This window comes from Bacteroides sp. Phil13, from assembly GCF_001940965.1.
GTDB lineage: Bacteria > Bacteroidota > Bacteroidia > Bacteroidales > Bacteroidaceae > Bacteroides > Bacteroides intestinalis.
Map to the genome: position 1 here is coordinate 40,442 of NZ_MSHA01000081.1, position 19,613 is coordinate 60,054.

General features: G+C 42.3%; 20 protein-coding genes. 11 read left to right on the plus strand and 9 right to left on the minus strand.

Annotation, left to right across the window (positions count from 1 at the left end; genetic code table 11):
* Positions 1 to 36: 36 nt before the first annotated feature.
* From BWI44_RS14910 to BWI44_RS14920, 3 genes are all read right to left on the minus strand, one after another.
* Complete coding sequence (locus tag BWI44_RS14910) at positions 37 to 2,406, minus strand: TonB-dependent receptor (RefSeq protein ID WP_229036202.1); 2,370 nt, start codon at positions 2,404 to 2,406, stop codon at positions 37 to 39.
* Positions 2,407 to 2,512: 106 nt separating this feature from the next.
* Complete coding sequence (rbpF, locus tag BWI44_RS14915) at positions 2,513 to 2,899, minus strand: RNA-binding protein RbpF (protein WP_007662898.1); 387 nt, start codon at positions 2,897 to 2,899, stop codon at positions 2,513 to 2,515.
* A 22-nt stretch (positions 2,900 to 2,921) separates the two neighbouring features.
* Positions 2,922 to 3,371: a cold-shock protein gene (locus tag BWI44_RS14920; protein ID WP_007662897.1), complete on the minus strand. Its 450-nt coding sequence runs from the start codon at positions 3,369 to 3,371 to the stop codon at positions 2,922 to 2,924.
* A 320-nt stretch (positions 3,372 to 3,691) separates the two neighbouring features.
* On the opposite strand from BWI44_RS14920, the gene purT reads away from it, so the two are divergent.
* The gene (gene purT, locus BWI44_RS14925) at positions 3,692 to 4,858 is read left to right on the plus strand and encodes a formate-dependent phosphoribosylglycinamide formyltransferase (RefSeq protein WP_195209461.1); all 1,167 of its coding nucleotides are present in this window, start codon (positions 3,692 to 3,694) and stop codon (positions 4,856 to 4,858) included.
* 58 nt (positions 4,859 to 4,916) lie between these two features.
* Here purT and rpiA read toward each other — a convergent pair whose 3' ends face one another.
* The 4 genes from rpiA to BWI44_RS14945 form a co-directional block, all read right to left on the minus strand.
* Positions 4,917 to 5,618: a ribose 5-phosphate isomerase A gene (gene rpiA, locus BWI44_RS14930; RefSeq protein ID WP_115503273.1), complete on the minus strand. Its 702-nt coding sequence runs from the start codon at positions 5,616 to 5,618 to the stop codon at positions 4,917 to 4,919.
* A gap of 10 nt (positions 5,619 to 5,628) precedes the next feature.
* On the minus strand, positions 5,629 to 5,799 hold the full coding sequence (locus BWI44_RS14935) for a hypothetical protein (RefSeq protein ID WP_195209460.1): 171 nt from the start codon (positions 5,797 to 5,799) through the stop codon (positions 5,629 to 5,631).
* A gap of 81 nt (positions 5,800 to 5,880) precedes the next feature.
* Positions 5,881 to 6,366, minus strand: coding sequence for a PepSY-like domain-containing protein (locus BWI44_RS14940; protein WP_118294691.1), 486 nt, complete (start codon positions 6,364 to 6,366; stop codon positions 5,881 to 5,883).
* 569 nt (positions 6,367 to 6,935) lie between these two features.
* A complete protein-coding gene (locus tag BWI44_RS14945; protein WP_044154995.1) occupies positions 6,936 to 7,880 on the minus strand; it encodes a Dyp-type peroxidase in 945 nt (314 codons plus the stop codon).
* 379 nt (positions 7,881 to 8,259) lie between these two features.
* Here BWI44_RS14945 and atpD point away from each other — a divergent pair, with 379 nt between their 5' ends.
* The 10 genes from atpD (at position 8,260) to BWI44_RS14995 (ending at position 18,086) form a co-directional block, all read left to right on the plus strand.
* Positions 8,260 to 9,780, plus strand: a complete 1,521-nt coding sequence (gene atpD, locus BWI44_RS14950) for a F0F1 ATP synthase subunit beta (protein ID WP_007662878.1) — start codon at positions 8,260 to 8,262, stop codon at positions 9,778 to 9,780.
* 24 nt (positions 9,781 to 9,804) lie between these two features.
* Positions 9,805 to 10,050 (plus strand): ATP synthase F1 subunit epsilon, encoded by a 246-nt coding sequence (gene atpC / locus BWI44_RS14955; RefSeq protein ID WP_007662876.1) that lies wholly within the window; start codon positions 9,805 to 9,807, stop codon positions 10,048 to 10,050.
* Between the two features lie 50 nt (positions 10,051 to 10,100).
* Complete coding sequence (locus BWI44_RS14960; protein WP_007662874.1) at positions 10,101 to 10,526, plus strand: hypothetical protein; 426 nt, start codon at positions 10,101 to 10,103, stop codon at positions 10,524 to 10,526.
* A complete protein-coding gene (gene atpB, locus BWI44_RS14965; RefSeq protein WP_118476997.1) occupies positions 10,510 to 11,661 on the plus strand; it encodes a F0F1 ATP synthase subunit A in 1,152 nt (383 codons plus the stop codon). The genes BWI44_RS14960 and atpB overlap by 17 nt, the downstream gene beginning before the upstream one ends.
* Positions 11,662 to 11,688: 27 nt before the next feature.
* Complete coding sequence (gene atpE / locus BWI44_RS14970; RefSeq protein WP_007662871.1) at positions 11,689 to 11,946, plus strand: ATP synthase F0 subunit C; 258 nt, start codon at positions 11,689 to 11,691, stop codon at positions 11,944 to 11,946.
* A gap of 18 nt (positions 11,947 to 11,964) precedes the next feature.
* Positions 11,965 to 12,471: a F0F1 ATP synthase subunit B gene (gene atpF, locus BWI44_RS14975; protein ID WP_007213987.1), complete on the plus strand. Its 507-nt coding sequence runs from the start codon at positions 11,965 to 11,967 to the stop codon at positions 12,469 to 12,471.
* Positions 12,472 to 12,548: 77 nt separating this feature from the next.
* On the plus strand, positions 12,549 to 13,109 hold the full coding sequence (locus tag BWI44_RS14980) for a F0F1 ATP synthase subunit delta (protein ID WP_021967602.1): 561 nt from the start codon (positions 12,549 to 12,551) through the stop codon (positions 13,107 to 13,109).
* 27 nt (positions 13,110 to 13,136) lie between these two features.
* Positions 13,137 to 14,723 (plus strand): F0F1 ATP synthase subunit alpha, encoded by a 1,587-nt coding sequence (gene atpA / locus BWI44_RS14985; RefSeq protein ID WP_138292362.1) that lies wholly within the window; start codon positions 13,137 to 13,139, stop codon positions 14,721 to 14,723.
* Between the two features lie 90 nt (positions 14,724 to 14,813).
* Positions 14,814 to 15,701, plus strand: a complete 888-nt coding sequence (locus BWI44_RS14990) for a F0F1 ATP synthase subunit gamma (protein WP_021967603.1) — start codon at positions 14,814 to 14,816, stop codon at positions 15,699 to 15,701.
* A gap of 165 nt (positions 15,702 to 15,866) precedes the next feature.
* Entirely contained in the window at positions 15,867 to 18,086 is a 2,220-nt protein-coding gene (locus BWI44_RS14995) for an HRDC domain-containing protein (RefSeq protein WP_195209459.1), read from the plus strand.
* Positions 18,087 to 18,139: 53 nt separating this feature from the next.
* On the opposite strand, the gene BWI44_RS15000 is transcribed toward BWI44_RS14995, so the two are convergent.
* Complete coding sequence (locus BWI44_RS15000; protein WP_044533609.1) at positions 18,140 to 19,039, minus strand: SDR family oxidoreductase; 900 nt, start codon at positions 19,037 to 19,039, stop codon at positions 18,140 to 18,142.
* A gap of 13 nt (positions 19,040 to 19,052) precedes the next feature.
* A complete protein-coding gene (locus tag BWI44_RS15005; protein WP_195209458.1) occupies positions 19,053 to 19,598 on the minus strand; it encodes an occludin in 546 nt (181 codons plus the stop codon).
* Positions 19,599 to 19,613: the final 15 nt, after the last annotated feature.

Genomic DNA, 19,613 nt, shown 5'->3' on the forward strand with positions numbered 1-19,613 from the left:
AGTGAGGGGCAACGCAGCTATAAGTGTTTTTTTTTATTAGAACTCCACCGTAAGTCCGATTGACGGTAAAACTGTTCCACTTTCCTGTTTTAAATACTTCATTTTATATCTTTGTTCTCCAATGGGAGCAGAAGGATTTTCAATAACTCCTGTACTCATAATCACATCCTGCTGTTTCAGTTTGCTTCCTGTTATATTCTGTATATCAATGTAAAAGCCTACCATGCAACGATGGAAATAGAAAGACTTATCTATACGAACATCGAATTGGGCAAAGTTAGGAAGTCGTTCCGTATTATACTTTGAATAATCATAATAGGGACGTCCTTGCGCATTCCATGCTTCAACCAATGAAGACTTATCTTCGTCATAAGGAGTATAAGGGGCACCACCGATATAACTGAGTTTGCCTCCAATGCTCCAACGGCGAGGCAGATTGTAGGTGCCACTGACGTTGAGGATAAAACGATTATCCCACGCAGAGGGGATATTACGGAATTCACTACGGAATAATGTGAGTGAAGATACAAAATTAAATTGTCCCGGTACTTGCCAACGCAACATGGTTTCTATGCCATAAGCTCGTCCACGCTCTGTAGGAATCAGTACTTCATTACCTACAGTACCATAATCATCTCCTTTACATGCCAATGGGATATTATCCCGTACGGAAAGGGGCATGCGTCCATATTGTTTGAGGAATCCTTCTGCCGAGATCATCAACCTGTCCTCCAAATGCCAATCAAGCCCAAGACTGGTTTCCAAAACCTGCATGTATTTAAGGTTCTTATTTATATAGATGCCGTCATTGTCTTTAAATCCTAAAGCTGTATATGGGGGGAGTTGATAGTATAAACCTGCACTTCCACTTAATACCCATTGTTTGGTAAGATCATAGGATAATGAAAAACGGGGAGAAAGTTGCTTCCATAACTCCTTCATTTCCTGATTGTAATTATTGCCATCTGTCCGGATACCTGCTGAAGCGGAGAACCGTTTGTTCGTGCTGATATAGTCTGTGGAGAAGAAGCCACCCCAGCTGAATATGTTCAAATCAGTATGGTAAATAGAACTGGAACTGAGTATCCGTTGTTTGGTGCGGTTGGTATAATTAGAATAATTTACTTCGGCACCTTCTTTCAAAGTCCATTGCCCCAGTCTTGTTCGATTTTCGAAACGAAAGGTAGTCTTTTGCTCTACAGATCGCAGACGGAGGGTTAGATTATCTTCGGAAGAATCATCGTTATTCAGATATTTCACATTACGGTTATTCAGATAATTATGACTTAGCGTGAGTGTCTGTACGTGTTTTCCTGCATAATGGCGATAAGATGCTCCTATGGTGAATGTTTCCTGATGAATGGTAGGGAGATAACTTAATATATATTCCGCATCTTCTCCTTTCTCGTCCGTGTTCAGTTTCATTTTATCAATTCCTACCAGACCCAGTACAGTCAGTTCATCATGTGCTGATAATTTTGTCTTTAGTTTGAATTGCCCGTCAATGAAATTAGGCAGGAAAGGTAGGCCCAATGCCTTGAATAATAATTGCAGATACGATTGTCGGATAGAGAACAAGTACGTCGTTTTATCACTCAGATGTCCGTTACCACTGAAGGATACTTCGGAAGCTCCCAAGGTTGCTTTATAAGTCTGTTTATCCGGATTACCATCTCTCAAACGGAAATCTAATACAGAACTCATTGCTCCGGAACGATCCGCAGGAAATGCTCCGGTATAGAAACTGATTTCCCGTATCAAATCTGCATTAACGATGCTAACCGGGCCACCTGATGCTCCTTGTGTAGCAAAGTGATTGATATTCGGGATTTCTATTCCATCCATATAGAAACGATTTTCCGAAGATGATCCACCCCGTACAATCAAATCGTTTCTGTATCCGATAGGTGAGAACGATACACCTGGATATGCCCGCACAATTCGCGAAATATCCCGGTTTCCACCCGGACTTTTTTCTATCTCTTGTAGCCCAATAATACGCATACTTACCGGACTCTCCACCGTTTTCCTGAAAGGAGAGGGGGTAACCACAATTGCAGCCAGCATATTTTCATCTTCTTCCATCTCAATCTCAATGAAAGGTGTAGAGGCAGAAACCAGATACTCGGAAGTTACAGCACTTTTATATCCTATCAGCGTTGCTTCGAAACGATAAATCCCAGGTGGTACTTGTTCTATATGGAATATACCCAGTGAATCTGTGGATGCTCCTTTTCCTGGGATACCTGTAACCACTACATTGGCGTATGCTACCGGTTGCCGGGATTGTTTATCAATGACTTTTCCGCGCACGGAGTAGTTGACTGTAGCAGCGTAGATGCACACATTGCACAGTAGCAGTGAAAGTGTCAGTATAATCAGTATAATATGTTTGCTTGTTGTCATATATGCAAATATAGATATTATTGATATATAATAGATGGAATGGGGGTATAAAAAAACTGTCCGGAAATTATTCCGAACAGTTCTCATTTGTTGTTTAGCTGTAAGATTAATATCTTCCACCGCGGTCGCCGCCATAGCCACCACCACGATTGCCGCCGCCGTAACCACCGCCACGGTTGCCACCGCCGTAACCGCCACCACGGTTACCGCCGCCGTAACCACCACCACGGTTGCCGCCTGCGGGTCTTTCTGTTCTGGGGCGAGCTACGCTTACTGCGATATTCTTGCCTTCAAATTCTGTTTCGTTAAGAGTGTCAATAGCCTTCTGACCTTCTTCATCATTCGGCATTTCTACGAAGCCGAAACCGCGTGAACGTCCCGTCTCTCTGTCGTTAATAATGTAGGCTGAAGTTACTTCGCCATACTGTGAAAATAATTCCTGTAAGCTGTCACTGTTTGTGTTCCAGCTTAAGTTTGCAACATAAATGTTCATTTCTTTTTGTAAGTTAAAATTGTTATTTATTAATGATTGAGATCCGCACGGCGTTCATACCTCGCGTACCGCGTTCAATTTCAAATGTAACGTTGTCTCCTTCTGTTATACCTTCAGGAGCAGAAGTAATATGGAAAAAATATTTTTCACCACTTCCTAAATCTTTTATAAAACCATAACCTCTGGATACATTAAAATGTTCAATGCGTCCGTTTAAAGGCAGAATTTCTTCTGCTTCGCCTTTTTTAGGAATTGATATTTCTATTTCAGAAGCATCTATTTCCTCTTTAGGCTTTACACCTTCGGGTGTAGAATGAAGAATACCGTTTTCGTCTACGTATGCCAGCATCTCTTCGAAGCTACGGCTACCACTGCTCAAGCGTTCTTCTTTTCTTTTCTGTTTTTCTTCTCGCTTACTCTGTTTCGCTTTTTCTCTGTCTCTTTTACTTGATGTTACTCTTTTTACTGCCATTCTAAAATTATTATATATTATGCAGTTTAAAAACACTGCACTTAGTTTTTCTGCATGCAATCATTCAGGACTAGCATACAACAATTGAATCGTATAATGAACAAAGGAGCTGATTGTGAGGTCAAATTTGGAATGGAATAATTTGCGGAATCCCGCAAAGGCAAACATGCACAAAGAAGATTTCAGAATAAACCCTATTGTTTATGGTACAAAGATACAGATAAAAATGAGCTATCCATTTGTTTTTTCAATTATTTAAAGCTGTAGCTACTTATTTTTTTATGTACATTTGTGCTTCTTAATATAAACACATAGCAAAAATGAAGAAAATTTTATTGTTAGGTTCCGGTGAACTGGGTAAGGAGTTCGTTATTTCTGCCCAACGCAAAGGCCAATATATCATTGCCTGCGATTCCTATGCCGGAGCGCCTGCCATGCAAGTGGCTGATGAGTGTGAGGTGTTCAGTATGCTTGACGGCGATGCTTTGGAACGTGTAGTACGCAAACATCAGCCGGATATTATTGTACCGGAAATTGAGGCCATCCGCACAGAGCGTCTTTATGGTTTTGAAAAAGAAGGTATTCAGGTAGTACCCAGTGCGCGTGCTGTGAATTTTACTATGAATCGCAAGGCTATCCGTGATCTTGCTGCCCAGGAATTGGGCTTGAAAACTGCTAAATATTTTTATGCCAAATCTTTCGATGAGTTGAAAGCTGCTTCTGAGAAAATTGGTTTTCCTTGTGTGGTGAAACCATTGATGTCTTCTTCAGGAAAAGGACAGTCTCTTGTGAAGAGCGCGGATGAACTGGAACATGCCTGGGAATATGGTTGCAACGGTAGTCGTGGTGATATAAAGGAACTTATTATTGAAGAATTTATAAGGTTTGATAGCGAAATAACTCTGCTCACTGTAACGCAGAAGAATGGTCCTACATTATTTTGTCCTCCTATCGGTCATGTGCAGAAAGGAGGAGACTATCGTGAAAGTTTCCAGCCGGCTCATATTGATCCTGCTCACTTGAAAGAAGCACAGGAAATGGCTGAAAAAGTAACACGCGCTCTGACGGGTGCCGGTCTTTGGGGAGTTGAATTTTTCTTGAGTCATGAAAATGGGGTGTATTTCTCGGAACTTTCTCCGCGTCCACATGATACGGGCATGGTGACTTTAGCCGGTACACAAAACCTGAATGAGTTTGAACTTCATTTGCGTGCAGTACTCGGCCTTCCCATTCCAAATATCAAACAGGAAAGGATAGGAGCCAGTGCTGTTGTTCTCTCAACGATTGCCAGCCAGGAACGTCCGAATTATAGAGGTATTGAGGAGGTAACAAAGGAAGAAGATACCTATATTCGTATTTTTGGTAAGCCGACAACACGTGTTAACCGTCGTATGGGAGTAGTGTTGTGTTATGCCCCTCTGAATTCAGATTTGGATGCATTACGGGACAAAGCAAAACGTATTGCTGAAAAAGTAGAGGTATATTAAGATTTACTTTCTATATAATAAGATAACAGTTGTCACATTCTTTGCGACAACTGTTGTCCTATTTCGCAACTACTATTTCAACATCATATCCGATAAAAAGTCCGCTTTCAATGACTCCGGTAATCGCTTTTAAATTTTCTTCCAAAGAAGGGTCAATATAACTGAAGCGGGTATCAAGAATAAAATTACCATTTTCAGTCAGAACAGGTCCATCTTTTCCACCGGCAAGACGCAGTGTTATTTCAGAAGCTCCTAATCGCCGCATCTCACTCTCTACAAAAGTCAATGCGCTTGGAAATACTTCTACAGGTATTGGAAAGCGGCTCCCCAAATGATCAACCAGTTTTGTGTCGTCAATAATAATGAAACTCTTACCACTACTTTTTATCAGAAGTTTTTCTTTAAACATGGCTCCACCCCGTCCTTTTATCAGACTCCGTTCCGGATCTACTTCATCAGCACCATCAAAAGCCCAATCCGGACGTTTATTCCAAAGAGTAGTTTGTGGTATACCCAGTTGTATGCAGCTCATGGAAATTTCAGCAGAGGCAGGGATAACCTCTATGTGCAGAGATTCTTTGCGAATACGTTCCGCCAATGCAAATAATGTAAGGTAGACAGTAGAGCCGGAACCAGCCCCAATCACATCACCTTCTTTCGCCATTGCAGCAATTTCTTGCGCTACGATTTCTTTTCCTTCACGATTGATAATTGCATTCGACCATTGCAAATGATTTATCAGTTGATTATCCCATTTCATAATTGGAGTGTTAATCGTTATTGTCTTCCTCGTCGTCAGTCAGATTGTTCAACTCTACTTCAAGGTCAACTAACTCTTGTTCCCAAATTTTTCTGATGTTTGCCGGCGTATCTTTGGGAGCTTCTTTGATACGTTTTTGAGCTAATGATACTTCATGCTCCAGCTGTGAACGTCTGCTCATAAGTCATTCTTTTATATAGTTATATAAGTAAATTACACATTATTCTGCGTATTTGTTTTCATTTTTTGTAAAAACTATGTGTTATCCGAATAGCTCGGGATAGATTTCTCCATCACCACCGGATACATCAAGACTCTGTAGTAGTTTACCGTCAGGAGCATAGAAAAGCTGAATTTCTTTGTCGGAGTTATACTCTTCTATATCGATGATTACTACAGTAGGCATTTTGGGGAAGGTAATTATCTTTATATATCTGATTCGTATGGGAGGTGTCTCTGTCTGCATGAATGCTTTAGCTATGGGAGCAGGGACGTCCTCCAGGCTTCCGACATTTGTCTCTGTCATTATCCACTGGGCATTGTTGCCGAACCAAACGTTCATTTCGTGGTTATCCGATACGAATCCGGCAATATGGTAATCATTTTTATGTTCCCATTCTACGTTCGCTACTTTAGGGTACATCTTTCTGAATACTTCCTGCACCTTTTCGGGTGTATTGTCGGCATGCACAGAGACAGATATCAGCAACAATATGCTTCCCAATAAATTGATTTTAAACTTTTTCATAATCAAGGTCTATTTTTGCTTGTCATTAGAAACAACCTGAGGAGGCTTTTGTTTGCGGTTTTTTTGATCCAATGAAACAATTCGTTGAGTCTGCGATATCAAGTATCGTTTAATGTACTGTTTTTTTTAAGTAACCCGTTGGCGGGATTACCGGTTTCTTCCTTGTACCCGGAAAGGGACAAAGCCGGACTTGGAGCATACTTGATCCGTACCAACTCCGTACCAAATTCGGTTGAAGGTACCTCTATACGGGAATGGTACGGAGCAAGTAGGGGCTTGATCCCTTTTTGGTGCGTCTCTGACAGGAGGCTGAGTCATTTCTAATCCCTTCGGTATATTCTTAATTCCTGTTTAAAATATAGCGTTATTTCCGTCTTTTTCTTGGCAAACTGTTAACAAGGTGGATGCAACTATTAAACCTTGTTGTAAAATGCAGTGAAATGACTCTGAAATTTGGAGAAATCAAGAAAAGCCGTACCTTTGCAATGTGTTTTTCATAGTATTAGATTTAAGGTTAACAAAAGATTGGCTGTCTGGGATAGATAGCCTTTTTTTATGTCTTCTTGTTACTACTCTTCTCCAAGAAAATCATAGGACGGTGCAAAGAACAGAGTTCCTGTAATTGCAGTACTGAAATCCAATAAACGATCGGTGTTACCTACCGGATTTCCAATAAACATACTTTCCAGCATCTGACGCGTAGTACTGAATGTGCTTGCATAACCTATAAAATAGGTTCCATATTCTCTTTTTGCTGTATTTGCAAATGGCATATTGGCACGTACTATTTTAAGATCATCACCAATATTAGCAACTGCATTGTGAGCATTCGCCGGTTTTTCTTCATCCGATAACTCCACATCATTGAATTTACGTCGGCCTATCACTTTTTCCTGTTCTTCTACCGAAAGGGCATTCCAGGCATCCATGTCATGAATATATTTCTGCACAAATACATAACTTCCACCGGCAAAATCAGGATCTTCTTCACCAACTACGGCAAAGTGATAAGGATTTTCGTCTACAGCCGGAGATTCTGTTCCATCTACGAACCCAATGATTGCTTTGCCATCCATATATCTAAAACCATGAGTTTCATCAATAGCTTCAACAGCGCCTTTCAGCTTTTCATCAATAATAGAGGCAAACTCGTAACATAACCCCATTTGCTTAGCGCGGATATGAAACAATATATCACCAGGGGTAGATACTGCTATTTGTTTACTTCCCTTGATTTCCTTAAAAACTTCCAGTTCTTTGGGCCTACCTTTGCCTGGGAAAATACGGTCCCATACGTCTGCACCAAAGCTTATCGTGCTACTGAACTGTGCATCGGGAAAACGGTTACGCATACTACGTATTAATGCCGAGAAATTGGCACATACATCTTTTACTTTCTCAACTGAATCAGGAGATTGATTTAATTTGTAAACAATGAAAATGGCATTTTCGCCTTGTCTTTCAGTTACATCCTGTGGGGTGTTTCCTGCGAATGGATTTTGGTGTGAATTCATGCTTTTTCCTTTCATTAAATTTATACTTCAAAAGATAACTTGCTAAATGTTGTTTTGTTCATACAAAAATAACAGAATTCCTTCTTTGTATCTGTTGGTGAATGTTTAAGCAACGTTAAATGGATGTCGCTTTTTTGTTCTGATTGTAGTAATAATAGTTCAAAAGGGTATAATTTATAGAAAAAACGTTTTCATAGAGTACAATCTGAAAGTTTTTGTGTTTACATTTGCAAAGTTGCTTATGTAACTATCCCGTTAGAATTAAGATTTGAAGCTTTGAACAAAAACTATTCAATAGGTGTTAAGCTCATAGCAGCGGAATGACAAGAACGCGACTCGAAGAGTTTAGAAAAAGAGAAATTATATAAAAAGATTGCTTATGTCACAAATTATCGGACATATCTCTCAGGTCATCGGACCGGTAGTAGACGTCTATTTTGAGGGTACGGATGCCGAATTGATGCTTCCAAGTATCCATGACGCACTGGAGATAAAAAGATCAAATGGAAAAACATTAATCGTAGAAGTGCAGCAACACATCGGCGAGAACACGGTGAGAACCGTAGCCATGGATAGTACAGACGGCTTGCAGAGGGGTATGAAAGTGCATCCCACAGGCGGTCCTATTACTATGCCGGTGGGCGACCAGATTAAAGGTCGGTTAATGAATGTAGTAGGTGATTCCATCGACGGTATGAAAGAGCTAGACCGTGCCGGTGCTTATCCCATACACCGTGATCCTCCTAAGTTTGAAGATTTGACTACCGTACAAGAGGTGCTCTATACAGGTATCAAGGTTATCGACTTGCTGGAGCCTTATAGCAAGGGGGGCAAGATCGGTTTGTTCGGTGGAGCTGGTGTAGGCAAAACAGTACTGATCCAGGAACTCATCAATAATATTGCCAAGAAGCAGCATGGTTTTTCTGTGTTTGCAGGAGTAGGAGAGCGTACCCGTGAAGGTAACGACCTCTTGCGTGAAATGATTGAATCCGGTGTGATCCGTTATGGTGAGGAGTTCAAGAAAAGTATGGAAGAAGGAAACTGGGACTTGTCTAAAGTGGATTACAATGAAGTGGAGAAATCACAGGTTTCTTTAATATTCGGTCAGATGAACGAACCACCCGGTGCGCGTCAATCTGTGGCATTATCCGGACTGACAGTAGCTGAGTCTTTCCGCGACCAGGGTGCTGAAACCGGTGGCTCGCGTGATATATTGTTCTTTATAGATAATATTTTCCGTTTTACACAAGCTGGTTCCGAAGTATCTGCTTTGCTGGGACGTATGCCTTCGGCTGTAGGTTACCAACCAACGTTGGCTACTGAAATGGGTGCAATGCAAGAACGTATTACTTCTACCCGCAATGGGTCTATCACTTCCGTGCAGGCTGTATATGTACCTGCCGATGACTTGACTGACCCGGCGCCTGCTACTACCTTTACGCACTTGGATGCTACAACGGTGTTGAGTCGTAAGATTACTGAGTTGGGTATTTACCCTGCTGTTGATCCTTTGGAATCCACTTCACGTATTCTTGACCCGCATGTTGTAGGAGAAGAGCATTATGAAGTGGCACAACGGGTGAAACAAATCTTGCAGCGTAACAAAGAACTACAGGATATTATTTCTATTCTTGGTATGGAAGAGCTTTCGGACGCCGACCGTACATTAGTGAATCGTGCACGCCGTGTACAACGTTTCTTGTCGCAACCGTTTGCAGTTGCCGAACAGTTTACCGGTGTACCGGGAACGATGGTGCCAATAGAAGATACTATCAAAGGCTTTAAGATGATTCTGGATGGTGAGGTGGACTATCTGCCCGAACCTGCTTTCCTGAATGTTGGTACGATTGAAGAAGCAATAGAGAAAGGCAAGAAGTTATTGGAACAAGTAAATGGTTAAAAATTAGAAGAAGGGAAAGAGGCTATGAAGAAGTTGTATTTGAACATAGTGTCTCCTGAAAAGGAAATATATAATGGAGAGATTGAAAGTGTAACGCTGCCTGGAACGATAGGAACGTTTACCATTCTTCCGCAACATGCACCCATCGTGTCCTCACTTCGTGAAGGAAAGGTGATATATGTACCGGAAGGGGGCGAAGAACAGACTCTTGATATCGAAGGTGGGTTCGTTGAGTTAAGCGGTGGAGTGGTTTCCGCCTGTGTTGACTAATGTTTCCTTTTCCGGAATTATCTTTTATTTCTAATTTTTAATTTAGTACTATGAGTATCAGCTTGACAAAACGCAATTTCTTATACCAGATCACCCTGTTAACGTTAATAGCAGGATGGGTGGGCGCAGGGATTTTACATTATCTATTACCTGGACACTATTTCGGAGGATACCCTTTTATTCCGGTGTATTTCTTCTTGTTCGGTTTTTTCGAAATATCTATGTTCGACGCGTGTCGTAAACATGCCCCGCAGAAGATGTTGCTGCTTTACATGGCGATGAAAGTGATGAAAATGTTGCTCTCCGTGATACTCTTGGTGGTGTATTGCTTTGCAGTACGTGAAGAAGCCAAGTTATTTCTGTTGACATTCATCCTTTATTACATAGTCTATTTGATATATGAGACGTGGTTCTTCTTTACTTATGAAGTAGGAAAGAAACAGAAAAAAGAAAAGAAAAATGAGACAAATGCGTAATCTATTGACTGGAATACTCCTGATGCTGGGAATGCTGTTCACCACTCTGCCCGTTGCGGCACAGGGGGGTGAAGCGGAGCTTGACAGCATAGCCAAACGGGATGATGTCACTTCTGCCGAACAGAAAGAAAATACGGTAGATGTGAAAGAAATCGTCTTCGGACATATTGGCGATGCTTACGAATGGCACATCACCACATGGGGAAAGACGCATGTTACTATTCCGTTGCCTATTATCGTATATAGTTCGCAGACTGGCTGGCATGCTTTTCTCTCTTCTCGTTTGGAAGAGAATGAAGGTTCTTACGAAGGATTCTCTATCGCCCCGGAAGGTAGTAAATACGAAGGTAAAGTGGTAGAATATGACGCAGCTGGAAATGAAATACGTCCTTGGGATATTTCGATCACCAAAGTGACGTTGTCATTGCTGATTAACAGTGTATTGCTACTGATTATTATTTTGGCTGTTGCTCAGTGGTATCGAAAACATCCGCAAGGCAGTGCAGCCCCGGGTGGCTTCATCGGTTTTATGGAGATGTTTATTATGATGGTGAACGACGATATCATCAAGAGTTGTGTAGGGCCGAAATATCGGAAGTTTGCACCTTACCTGCTGACAGCGTTCTTCTTCATCTTTATAAATAATATCATGGGGTTGATTCCCATCTTTCCGGGTGGAGCCAATGTGACAGGTAATATCGCTATTACGATGGTGCTGGCACTCTTTACGTTTGTTGCCGTCAACCTGTTTGGAACGAAAACTTATTGGAAAGATATCTTTTGGCCGGATGTGCCCTGGTGGTTAAAAGTACCTGTGCCGATGATGCCTTTTATTGAATTCTTCGGTATCTTTACCAAGCCGTTTGCTTTGATGATCCGTCTTTTTGCCAATATGTTGGCCGGGCACATGGCAATGCTGGTATTGACGTGCCTCATCTTTATTTCTGCCAGCATGGGTCCTGCATTAAATGGTACGCTGACCGTAGCCTCTGTGCTGTTCAACATCTTTATGAATGCGTTGGAGTTGCTGGTAGCATTTATCCAGGCATATGTATTCACTATGTTGTCTGCCGTATTCATCGGATTGGCCCAGGAAGAACATAAAGAAGTTAAAGTGAAAGAAAACAACAATTAATAATAAACCATTTAAAAATTAAGAATTATGTTACTATCTGTATTATTGCAAGCTACTGCAGCTGCTGCTGGAATTAGTAAATTGGGTGCAGCACTTGGCGCCGGACTTGCCGTTATCGGCGCAGGTTTAGGTATTGGTAAAATTGGTGGTTCAGCTATGGAGGCTATTGCCCGCCAGCCGGAAGCATCAGGAGACATTCGTATGAACATGATTATTGCCGCTGCATTGATTGAAGGCGTTGCCCTGTTGGCGGTAGTTGTGTGTCTGTTAGTGTTCTTCTTATAATTAAAATATAGATAAATTATGTCATTGTTATTACCCGATAGTGGTCTGCTGTTCTGGATGCTTTTGTCATTCGGCGTGGTGTTCGTGGTGTTGGCGAAGTATGGCTTTCCTGTCATTACCAAAATGGTAGAAGGTCGTAGAACCTACATTGACCAATCGCTGGAAGTGGCAAAAGAAGCTAATGCGCAACTTCAAAGGCTGAAAGCTGAGAGTGAAGCATTGGTTGCTGCTGCCAATAAGGAGCAAGGGCGCATTCTGCGGGAGGCGATGCACGAGCGTGACAAGATTATCGTCGAAGCACGCAAGCAGGCGGAAGTTGCCGCGCAGAAAGAGCTGGACGATGTGAAGAAGCAGATACAGCAAGAAAAAGAAGAGGCAATACGTGATATTCGTCGCCAGGTTGCCGTGCTTTCTGTAGATATTGCGGAGAAAGTAATCCGTAAGAATCTGGATGAAGAGCACGAACAAATGGAGATGATAGACCGGATGCTGGACGAAGTGCTGGCAGCCTCAAGAAGCAATTAAGTAGCGATAAAGCGATTGGCGATGAGTGATTAGCGTAATGCTGATTATGAATCGCTGATCACTAATAATTAAAGGAAATGGATATAGGAATTGTTTCGATGCGATATGCCAAAGCGTTGATAGAATACGCGAAAGATACGGGGGCAGAAGACCGCGTATATCATGAATTGCGTATGCTGGAACGGAGCTTTCGTAAGCATCCTGATTTACGTGAGGCGTTGGATAATCCCATTTTGAAAATCAAGGAGAAGTTTGCTCTGATTTGCACCGCTGCTGTAGGCAATGGAGAAGTGAGCCGGGAATTTTCCCGCTTTATCACCCTTGTGCTGAGAAATCGGCGGGAGTACTATTTGCAGTACATCTGTCTGACTTATCTCGACCTATACAGGAAGTTGAAGCATATTGGCGTAGGAAAACTGATTACCGCCGTACCTGTGAGCCGGGATGTCTGGGAACGCATTCGGAATAGTGCTTCTGCTCTGCTACATGCACAGATGGAGTTGCAAACTGAAGTTGATCCTTCTATTGAAGGAGGTTTCATATTTGATATTAACGATTTCCGCCTGGATGCCAGCATTGCCACGCAACTTAAGAGAGTGAAACAACAGTTCATTGATAAGAACAGAAGAATTGTATAAGCACTAATCATTAATCACTAAAGAAACATGTCTGAAAATATAAAAGTAAGCGAAGTCTCCGATATTCTCCGTCACCAGTTAGAGGGAATCGATACCCGTGTGCAGTTGGATGAAATCGGTACGGTGCTGCAAGTCAGTGACGGTGTGGCACGTATCTATGGACTGCGCAATGCCGAAGCAAACGAACTGTTGGAGTTCGATAACGGTATCAAGGCGATTGTGATGAATCTGGAAGAGGACAACGTAGGTGCTGTTTTACTGGGCCCTACAGATAAAATCAAAGAAGGCTACGTCGTAAAGCGTACCAAGCGAATTGCTTCCATTATGGCGGGAGAGGGTATGCTGGGGCGTGTTATAGATCCGCTGGGAGCACCACTGGATGGTAAAGGACTCATTGGTGGAGAACTATGTGAGATGCCTTTGGAACGTAAAGCACCGGGGGTTATCTTTCGTCAGCCTGTAAATCAGCCGTTGCAAACCGGATTGAAGGCCGTGGATGCTATGATACCTATCGGTCGCGGACAACGTGAGTTGATCATCGGTGACCGTCAGACGGGAAAGACGGCTATTGCTATCGATACGATCATCAATCAACGCGCCAATTATGAGGCAGGAAACCCTGTGTATTGTATCTATGTAGCTATTGGTCAGAAAGCTTCTACGGTCGCTACCATTGTAAACACATTGCGTGAATATGGCGCAATGGATTATACGATTGTTGTTGCTGCTACGGCAGGTGATCCGGCTGCGTTGCAGTATTATGCTCCGTTTGCAGGTGCTGCCATTGGTGAATATTTCCGTGATACCGGTCGTCATGCATTGGTAGTTTATGATGATCTTTCTAAGCAGGCTGTAGCTTATCGTGAAGTATCACTGATTTTACGCCGTCCATCAGGACGTGAAGCATATCCGGGTGATATCTTCTATCTGCACTCCCGTTTGCTGGAGCGTGCTGCGCGTATTATTAATCAGGAAGAAGTGGCACGTGAAATGAATGATTTGCCGGAAAGCCTGAAAGGTAAAGTGAAAGGTGGCGGATCACTGACTGCATTGCCTATCATCGAAACGCAGGCAGGAGACGTATCTGCCTATATTCCGACGAATGTGATTTCTATCACCGACGGACAGATATTCCTTGATACTGATTTGTTTAACCAAGGTAACCGTCCGGCTATTAACGTAGGTATTTCCGTGAGTCGTGTGGGTGGTAATGCTCAGATTAAGGCGATGAAGAAAGTGGCCGGTACATTAAAGATAGACCAGGCGCAATATCGTGAACTGGAAGCATTTACAAAGTTCAGTGGCGATATGGATCCTGTTACAGCACTGACCATTGATAAGGGACAAAAGAATACCCGTTTGTTGGTTCAACCGCAATATAGTCCGATGCCGGTAGAGAAGCAGATTGCCATTCTTTATTGTGGTACTCATGGACTGTTGCGTAATGTTCCGTTAGATAAGGTGACTGATTTTGAACGTAGTTTTTTGGAAGCACTTGAAATGAATCATCGTGCGGATGTACTCGATGTACTAAAGAGTGGTGTCATTGATGATGATGTTTGTAAGAAGATAGAGGAAACTGCGGATCTCATGTCGAAACAATATTTGGATTAGTGATTAACGTTTAGTGACAAGTGATTAGTGGTATGCGCTCATGTGCCGCTTATCACTAATCATTAATCACTTACCACTAAAAAAGATGCTATGGGTTCTTTAAAAGAAGTAAAAAACAGAATAAACTCCGTCAAGAGTACGCGTCAGATTACATCGGCGATGAAGATGGTGGCATCCGCAAAGTTGCACAAAGCACAATCGCGGATTGAGAATATGCTGCCTTATCAACAGAAACTGAATGAAATTCTGACAAACTTCTTGTCTACAGATGCCACGTTCGAGTCGCCTTATACCGAAGTGCGTCCTGTAACGCGGGTAGCGGTCGTGGTTTTCTCATCCAACAGTTCGCTGTGCGGAGCTTTCAATGCGAATGTGGTAAAGAAGCTTGGAGAAACGCTGGAAGAATACAAATCACTTGGTAAGGAGAACATCCTGATATATCCTATAGGAAAGAAGGTGGAACAAGCTACTAAGAAGTTAGGCTATACATCGCGAGGAAATTATCAGGGAATGGCAGAGAAACCATCCTATGTGCAAGCATATGAACTTGCTGGATTGTTGATGCAAGAGTTTGTAGAAAAACAAATCGACCGTGTAGAGCTGATCTACCATCACTTCAAGTCGATGGGGTCACAGATACTAACGCGTGAGGAATATCTTCCTATTGATTTAAGTAAGGTGGAAGCAACTGCTGCAACAGAAGGATCGGGAAAACGCGGTTTTCAGAATGATTATATAGTGGAGCCATCTGTCGGACAACTTATTGCAGATTTGCTGCCAAAGGTGTTGAGCCAGAAGCTTTTTACTGTACTTCAAGATTCCAATGCCTCTGAACATGCTGCCCGTACACTTGCTATGCAGACTGCAACAGATAATGCGAATGAACTGATACAAGATTTGACGAAGCAATATAATAAAAGCAGACAGCAAGCGATTACAAACGAATTATTGGATATAATCGCGGGAAGTCTCAAGTAAGAAAGCTACGGGTTACAAGCTACAAGCTACGAGTGCCTTTCGGAATATAGTGCAGCCACTTGTAGCTTGTAGCTTTTTTCATTTTTATGTAAAAAGATGTGCCGATAGGGCTTTTCCTCTTTTATTTATGTTACCTTTACACCTCCAAACAACATTTATGAAATAATGGAACAAAACCCGGAATTGTCACTTGCATGGCAATTTATAGAAAATACAGGCACTCATCTCTTCCTGACCGGTAAAGCAGGTACTGGAAAAACTACATTCTTGCGACAATTGAAGTCCGGAAGTCCTAAACGTATGGTTGTTCTTGCCCCGACAGGCATTGCGGCTATTAATGCAGGTGGTGTAACTATTCATTCTTTTTTCCAGCTACCTTTTGCTCCTTACGTACCCGATACTTCATTCAGTGCGGATGGTAAGGCACAATACCGTTTCCGTTTCGGAAAAGAGAAACTTAACATCATGCGTAGTATAGACCTGCTTGTGATTGATGAGATCAGTATGGTACGTGCCGACCTCTTGGATGCGATAGATGATGTGTTGCGTCGTTTCCGTGACCGTAGCAAGCCTTTTGGTGGTGTACAATTATTGATGATCGGAGATTTGCAGCAACTTGCTCCGGTTATCAAAGACGAAGAATGGCAGATGCTAAACCGCTATTATGATACTCCCTATTTCTTTTCCAGCCATGCATTGAGGAAATCGGAGTACTGTACCATTGAATTGAAGAAAGTTTATCGGCAGAGTGATACTCATTTTCTGGATATGTTGAACCGTATCCGGGAGAATCGTTGTGACAAAACTTTGTTGGATGAACTGAACTGTAGATACATTCCAAATTTCAATCCTGCGAAAGAGGAAGGATATATCCAACTTACCACCCATAATTACCAGGCGCAACGTATCAATGAATATGAACTGGCACAACTGCCCGGACGTTCTTTTACCTTTCGCGCCCAGATAGATGGAAAATTCCCGGAGTATTCTTATCCTACTGATGAAGTACTGGAGTTAAAACGTGGTGCGCAAATCATGTTTGTAAAGAACGATTCATCCGGTGAACACCGTTATTACAATGGCATGATCGGTGAGGTGGTAAATGTATCCGCTTTAGGCATTGAGGTGCGTAGTAAAGGAAGTGAGGACGTCTTTATGCTGCAAGAAGAGGAATGGACCAATGCAAAATACGTGCTGGATGAAGAGACAAAAGAGATTACAGAAGATATAGAGGGAGTCTTCAAACAATTCCCACTGAAACTGGCATGGGCTATAACCATTCATAAAAGTCAGGGGTTGACGTTTGAGCGTGCAATAATTGATGCCAGCGCTTCCTTTGCACATGGACAGACGTATGTGGCTCTGAGCCGTTGCAAGACGTTGGAAGGTCTGGTATTAAGTGCTCCATTATCTGCCAGGGCAGTAATCAGTGACAGTGCTGTGGATACCTTTACAGAAGATGCACGTAGAAATGAGCCTGATGAAACGCGTTACCGGAGATTGCAACAATCGTATTTTCTGGAATTGTTATCAGGATTGTTTGATTTCTTACCATTGGAACTGGCATTGAAGCGTTTTGTGAGGTTATTGGATGAACACTTGTACAAACTCTATCCTAAACTGCTGGTTGAATATAAATCAGAAACGGAACGTTTCCATGAGAAGGTTACGAAAGTTGCTCAAAAGTTTAGCTTACAATATACTCGCCTGGTTGATGGTACAGCGGATTATGCTACAGATAAAAGTTTGCAGGAGCGCATTCACTTGGGAGCAGAATATTTCAAAGAACAATTGACGCCCTTGGATGCCATCAGAAGTAGTACAATTGTAGAGTCTGACAATAAAGAGCTAAAGAAACAGTTGAAGGCTGTCAGTGAAGAGTTGGATGATTTGCTTCTCTTGAAAGTCGATTTGCTGGAATTCGTAATTGATAAGGGATTCCATGTAGGCGAATATCTGAAACAAAAGTCCGTCCTCTCCATTGACGATGCCGCATCGGGTAAGGATAAAGGAGAAAAACGCGGCGGCAACTTTTCCGGAAGAAGAAAACGTAAAGAGGAAACTGAAGACGGTGGAAGTAGTTCTGCACGTAAAAGGGCGGCAACTGTGGAAGTACCTTCGGACATCCTGCATCCCGAATTGTACAAGCGTCTGGTGGCATGGCGCAATGCAGAAGCATCCCGGTTGGGATTACCGGTATATACTGTAATTCAACAAAAGGCAATTCTCGGTATTACGAATTTATTGCCGGAAGATAAGACCACTCTTCTCCGCATTCCTTACTTTGGTAAAAAAGGAGTGGAAAAGTATGGAGATGAACTCTTGGAAATGGTACGAATGTATAAAAAAGAAAGTGGGATTGCGGAAACGTTGTTTAGTGATTAGTGGTGAGTGATTAGTAGTTGGAATGTTATACAAACTTGGCTAATCACTCATCACTAAACACTAAACATGAGTCTTATCCCTTCTTCCAGAGTGTGTGGCTGGTATCCTAATTCCCTGCGTGCTTTTTCTATGCTCAATCCACTGAAGCGGGGGCGGGGAGTTGCTTCTTCCATTTGCTTGGTGGTGACTGGCAGAATTAAAGAATAGTCCAGGTTCAGGATATCTGCTATGCGGTAGGCAATATCAGCTATTGTCAGACATTCCGAACCACAGATATGGAAGATGCCATTATTAGGATAGTTTATCAGCTTCTCTATTCCTTGCGAAACATCACCTACATAAGTTGCTGTACGCCACTGGTCGGAAACGACTCGTATTTCTTCGTTGTTTCTTAAACGGTCGGCAACCAATTGTAGTACATTTCCATGTTGTCCCGGTAAGGCAGCGCCATAGACTACTGCTACACGGGCAATGGCGTAATTACTACATAACTCAGCTGCCCGTTTTTCACCTTTCAGCTTGGTGACACCATAATAGTTGACTGGATCAGGCGTATCTACTTCCGTATAAAGCTGCGTTGTATCTCCATTGAATACAAAGTCGGTAGAAAGATGGATAAGGCGTGCAGCGGATGCTTCACACCGGAATGCCAATTGTCCTACAGCATTGACGTTGATACTATCCGCTTCCTCATGGTGAGCTTCGCAATAATCAGGAACAGATAAGGCAGAAGTGTTGATCACTACATTAGGGCGTACTTCCCTGAACAGTGCACTTTGTTCTCCCATCTGGCAGATGTCTGCACTGATAAAACGATAATTTCCAGAACCGGGAGCAATGTCATCATGCAGGGAACAGCCCGTTACAATGTATTCGTCGTTGCGCGACAAATCATTTAATATCCGGCGTCCTGTAAACCCGTTGGCGCCTATAACCAAGATTTTTTTCTTCATATTCATATCTTCTTTAATAAGGTGCTGTTCTTCCTTGTTGCACTTCGATTCTTATGCCGAATGATCCATTCGCTGATTTCAGTTCAAAAGCGCCTTTAAAATTATTCCGTTCCCACGGTAAAGCAGAAGGATTTGGAACTTTCCATCCGTCCTTGTTGTATTCTCCATAGGTATTGATACGCATGCCATTCTTCAATCGGAAACTTCCCATCTGCAGGTTTTGAGGAGATGAACCAAAACCTGTCAATCCGAAAGGATTCATACTGTATAGGGTGGAACTACCCAAGCTAAACAGGTGTGAGTAGCCTTGAGAGTAGGTTCTGTTCGGGTCCAGGCGAAATAAGAAACTATAATCTTTGCTGGCATCCGGAATTTCCAATTTCATTTTAGGTACTTGGGGAGCTGCCATCTTCATTAAATTCATATCCAGAAGAAAACCATCAAAATCCTTTGTTTCCGGCATATTCATACTACGCACGCTGTCAGCAGGTATTTCATTCTGAGCATTTACCCGGAAGGAGAAAAGACAGAAAAGTATGATTAGTCCTATATATTTCATTACTTAATAGCCTTT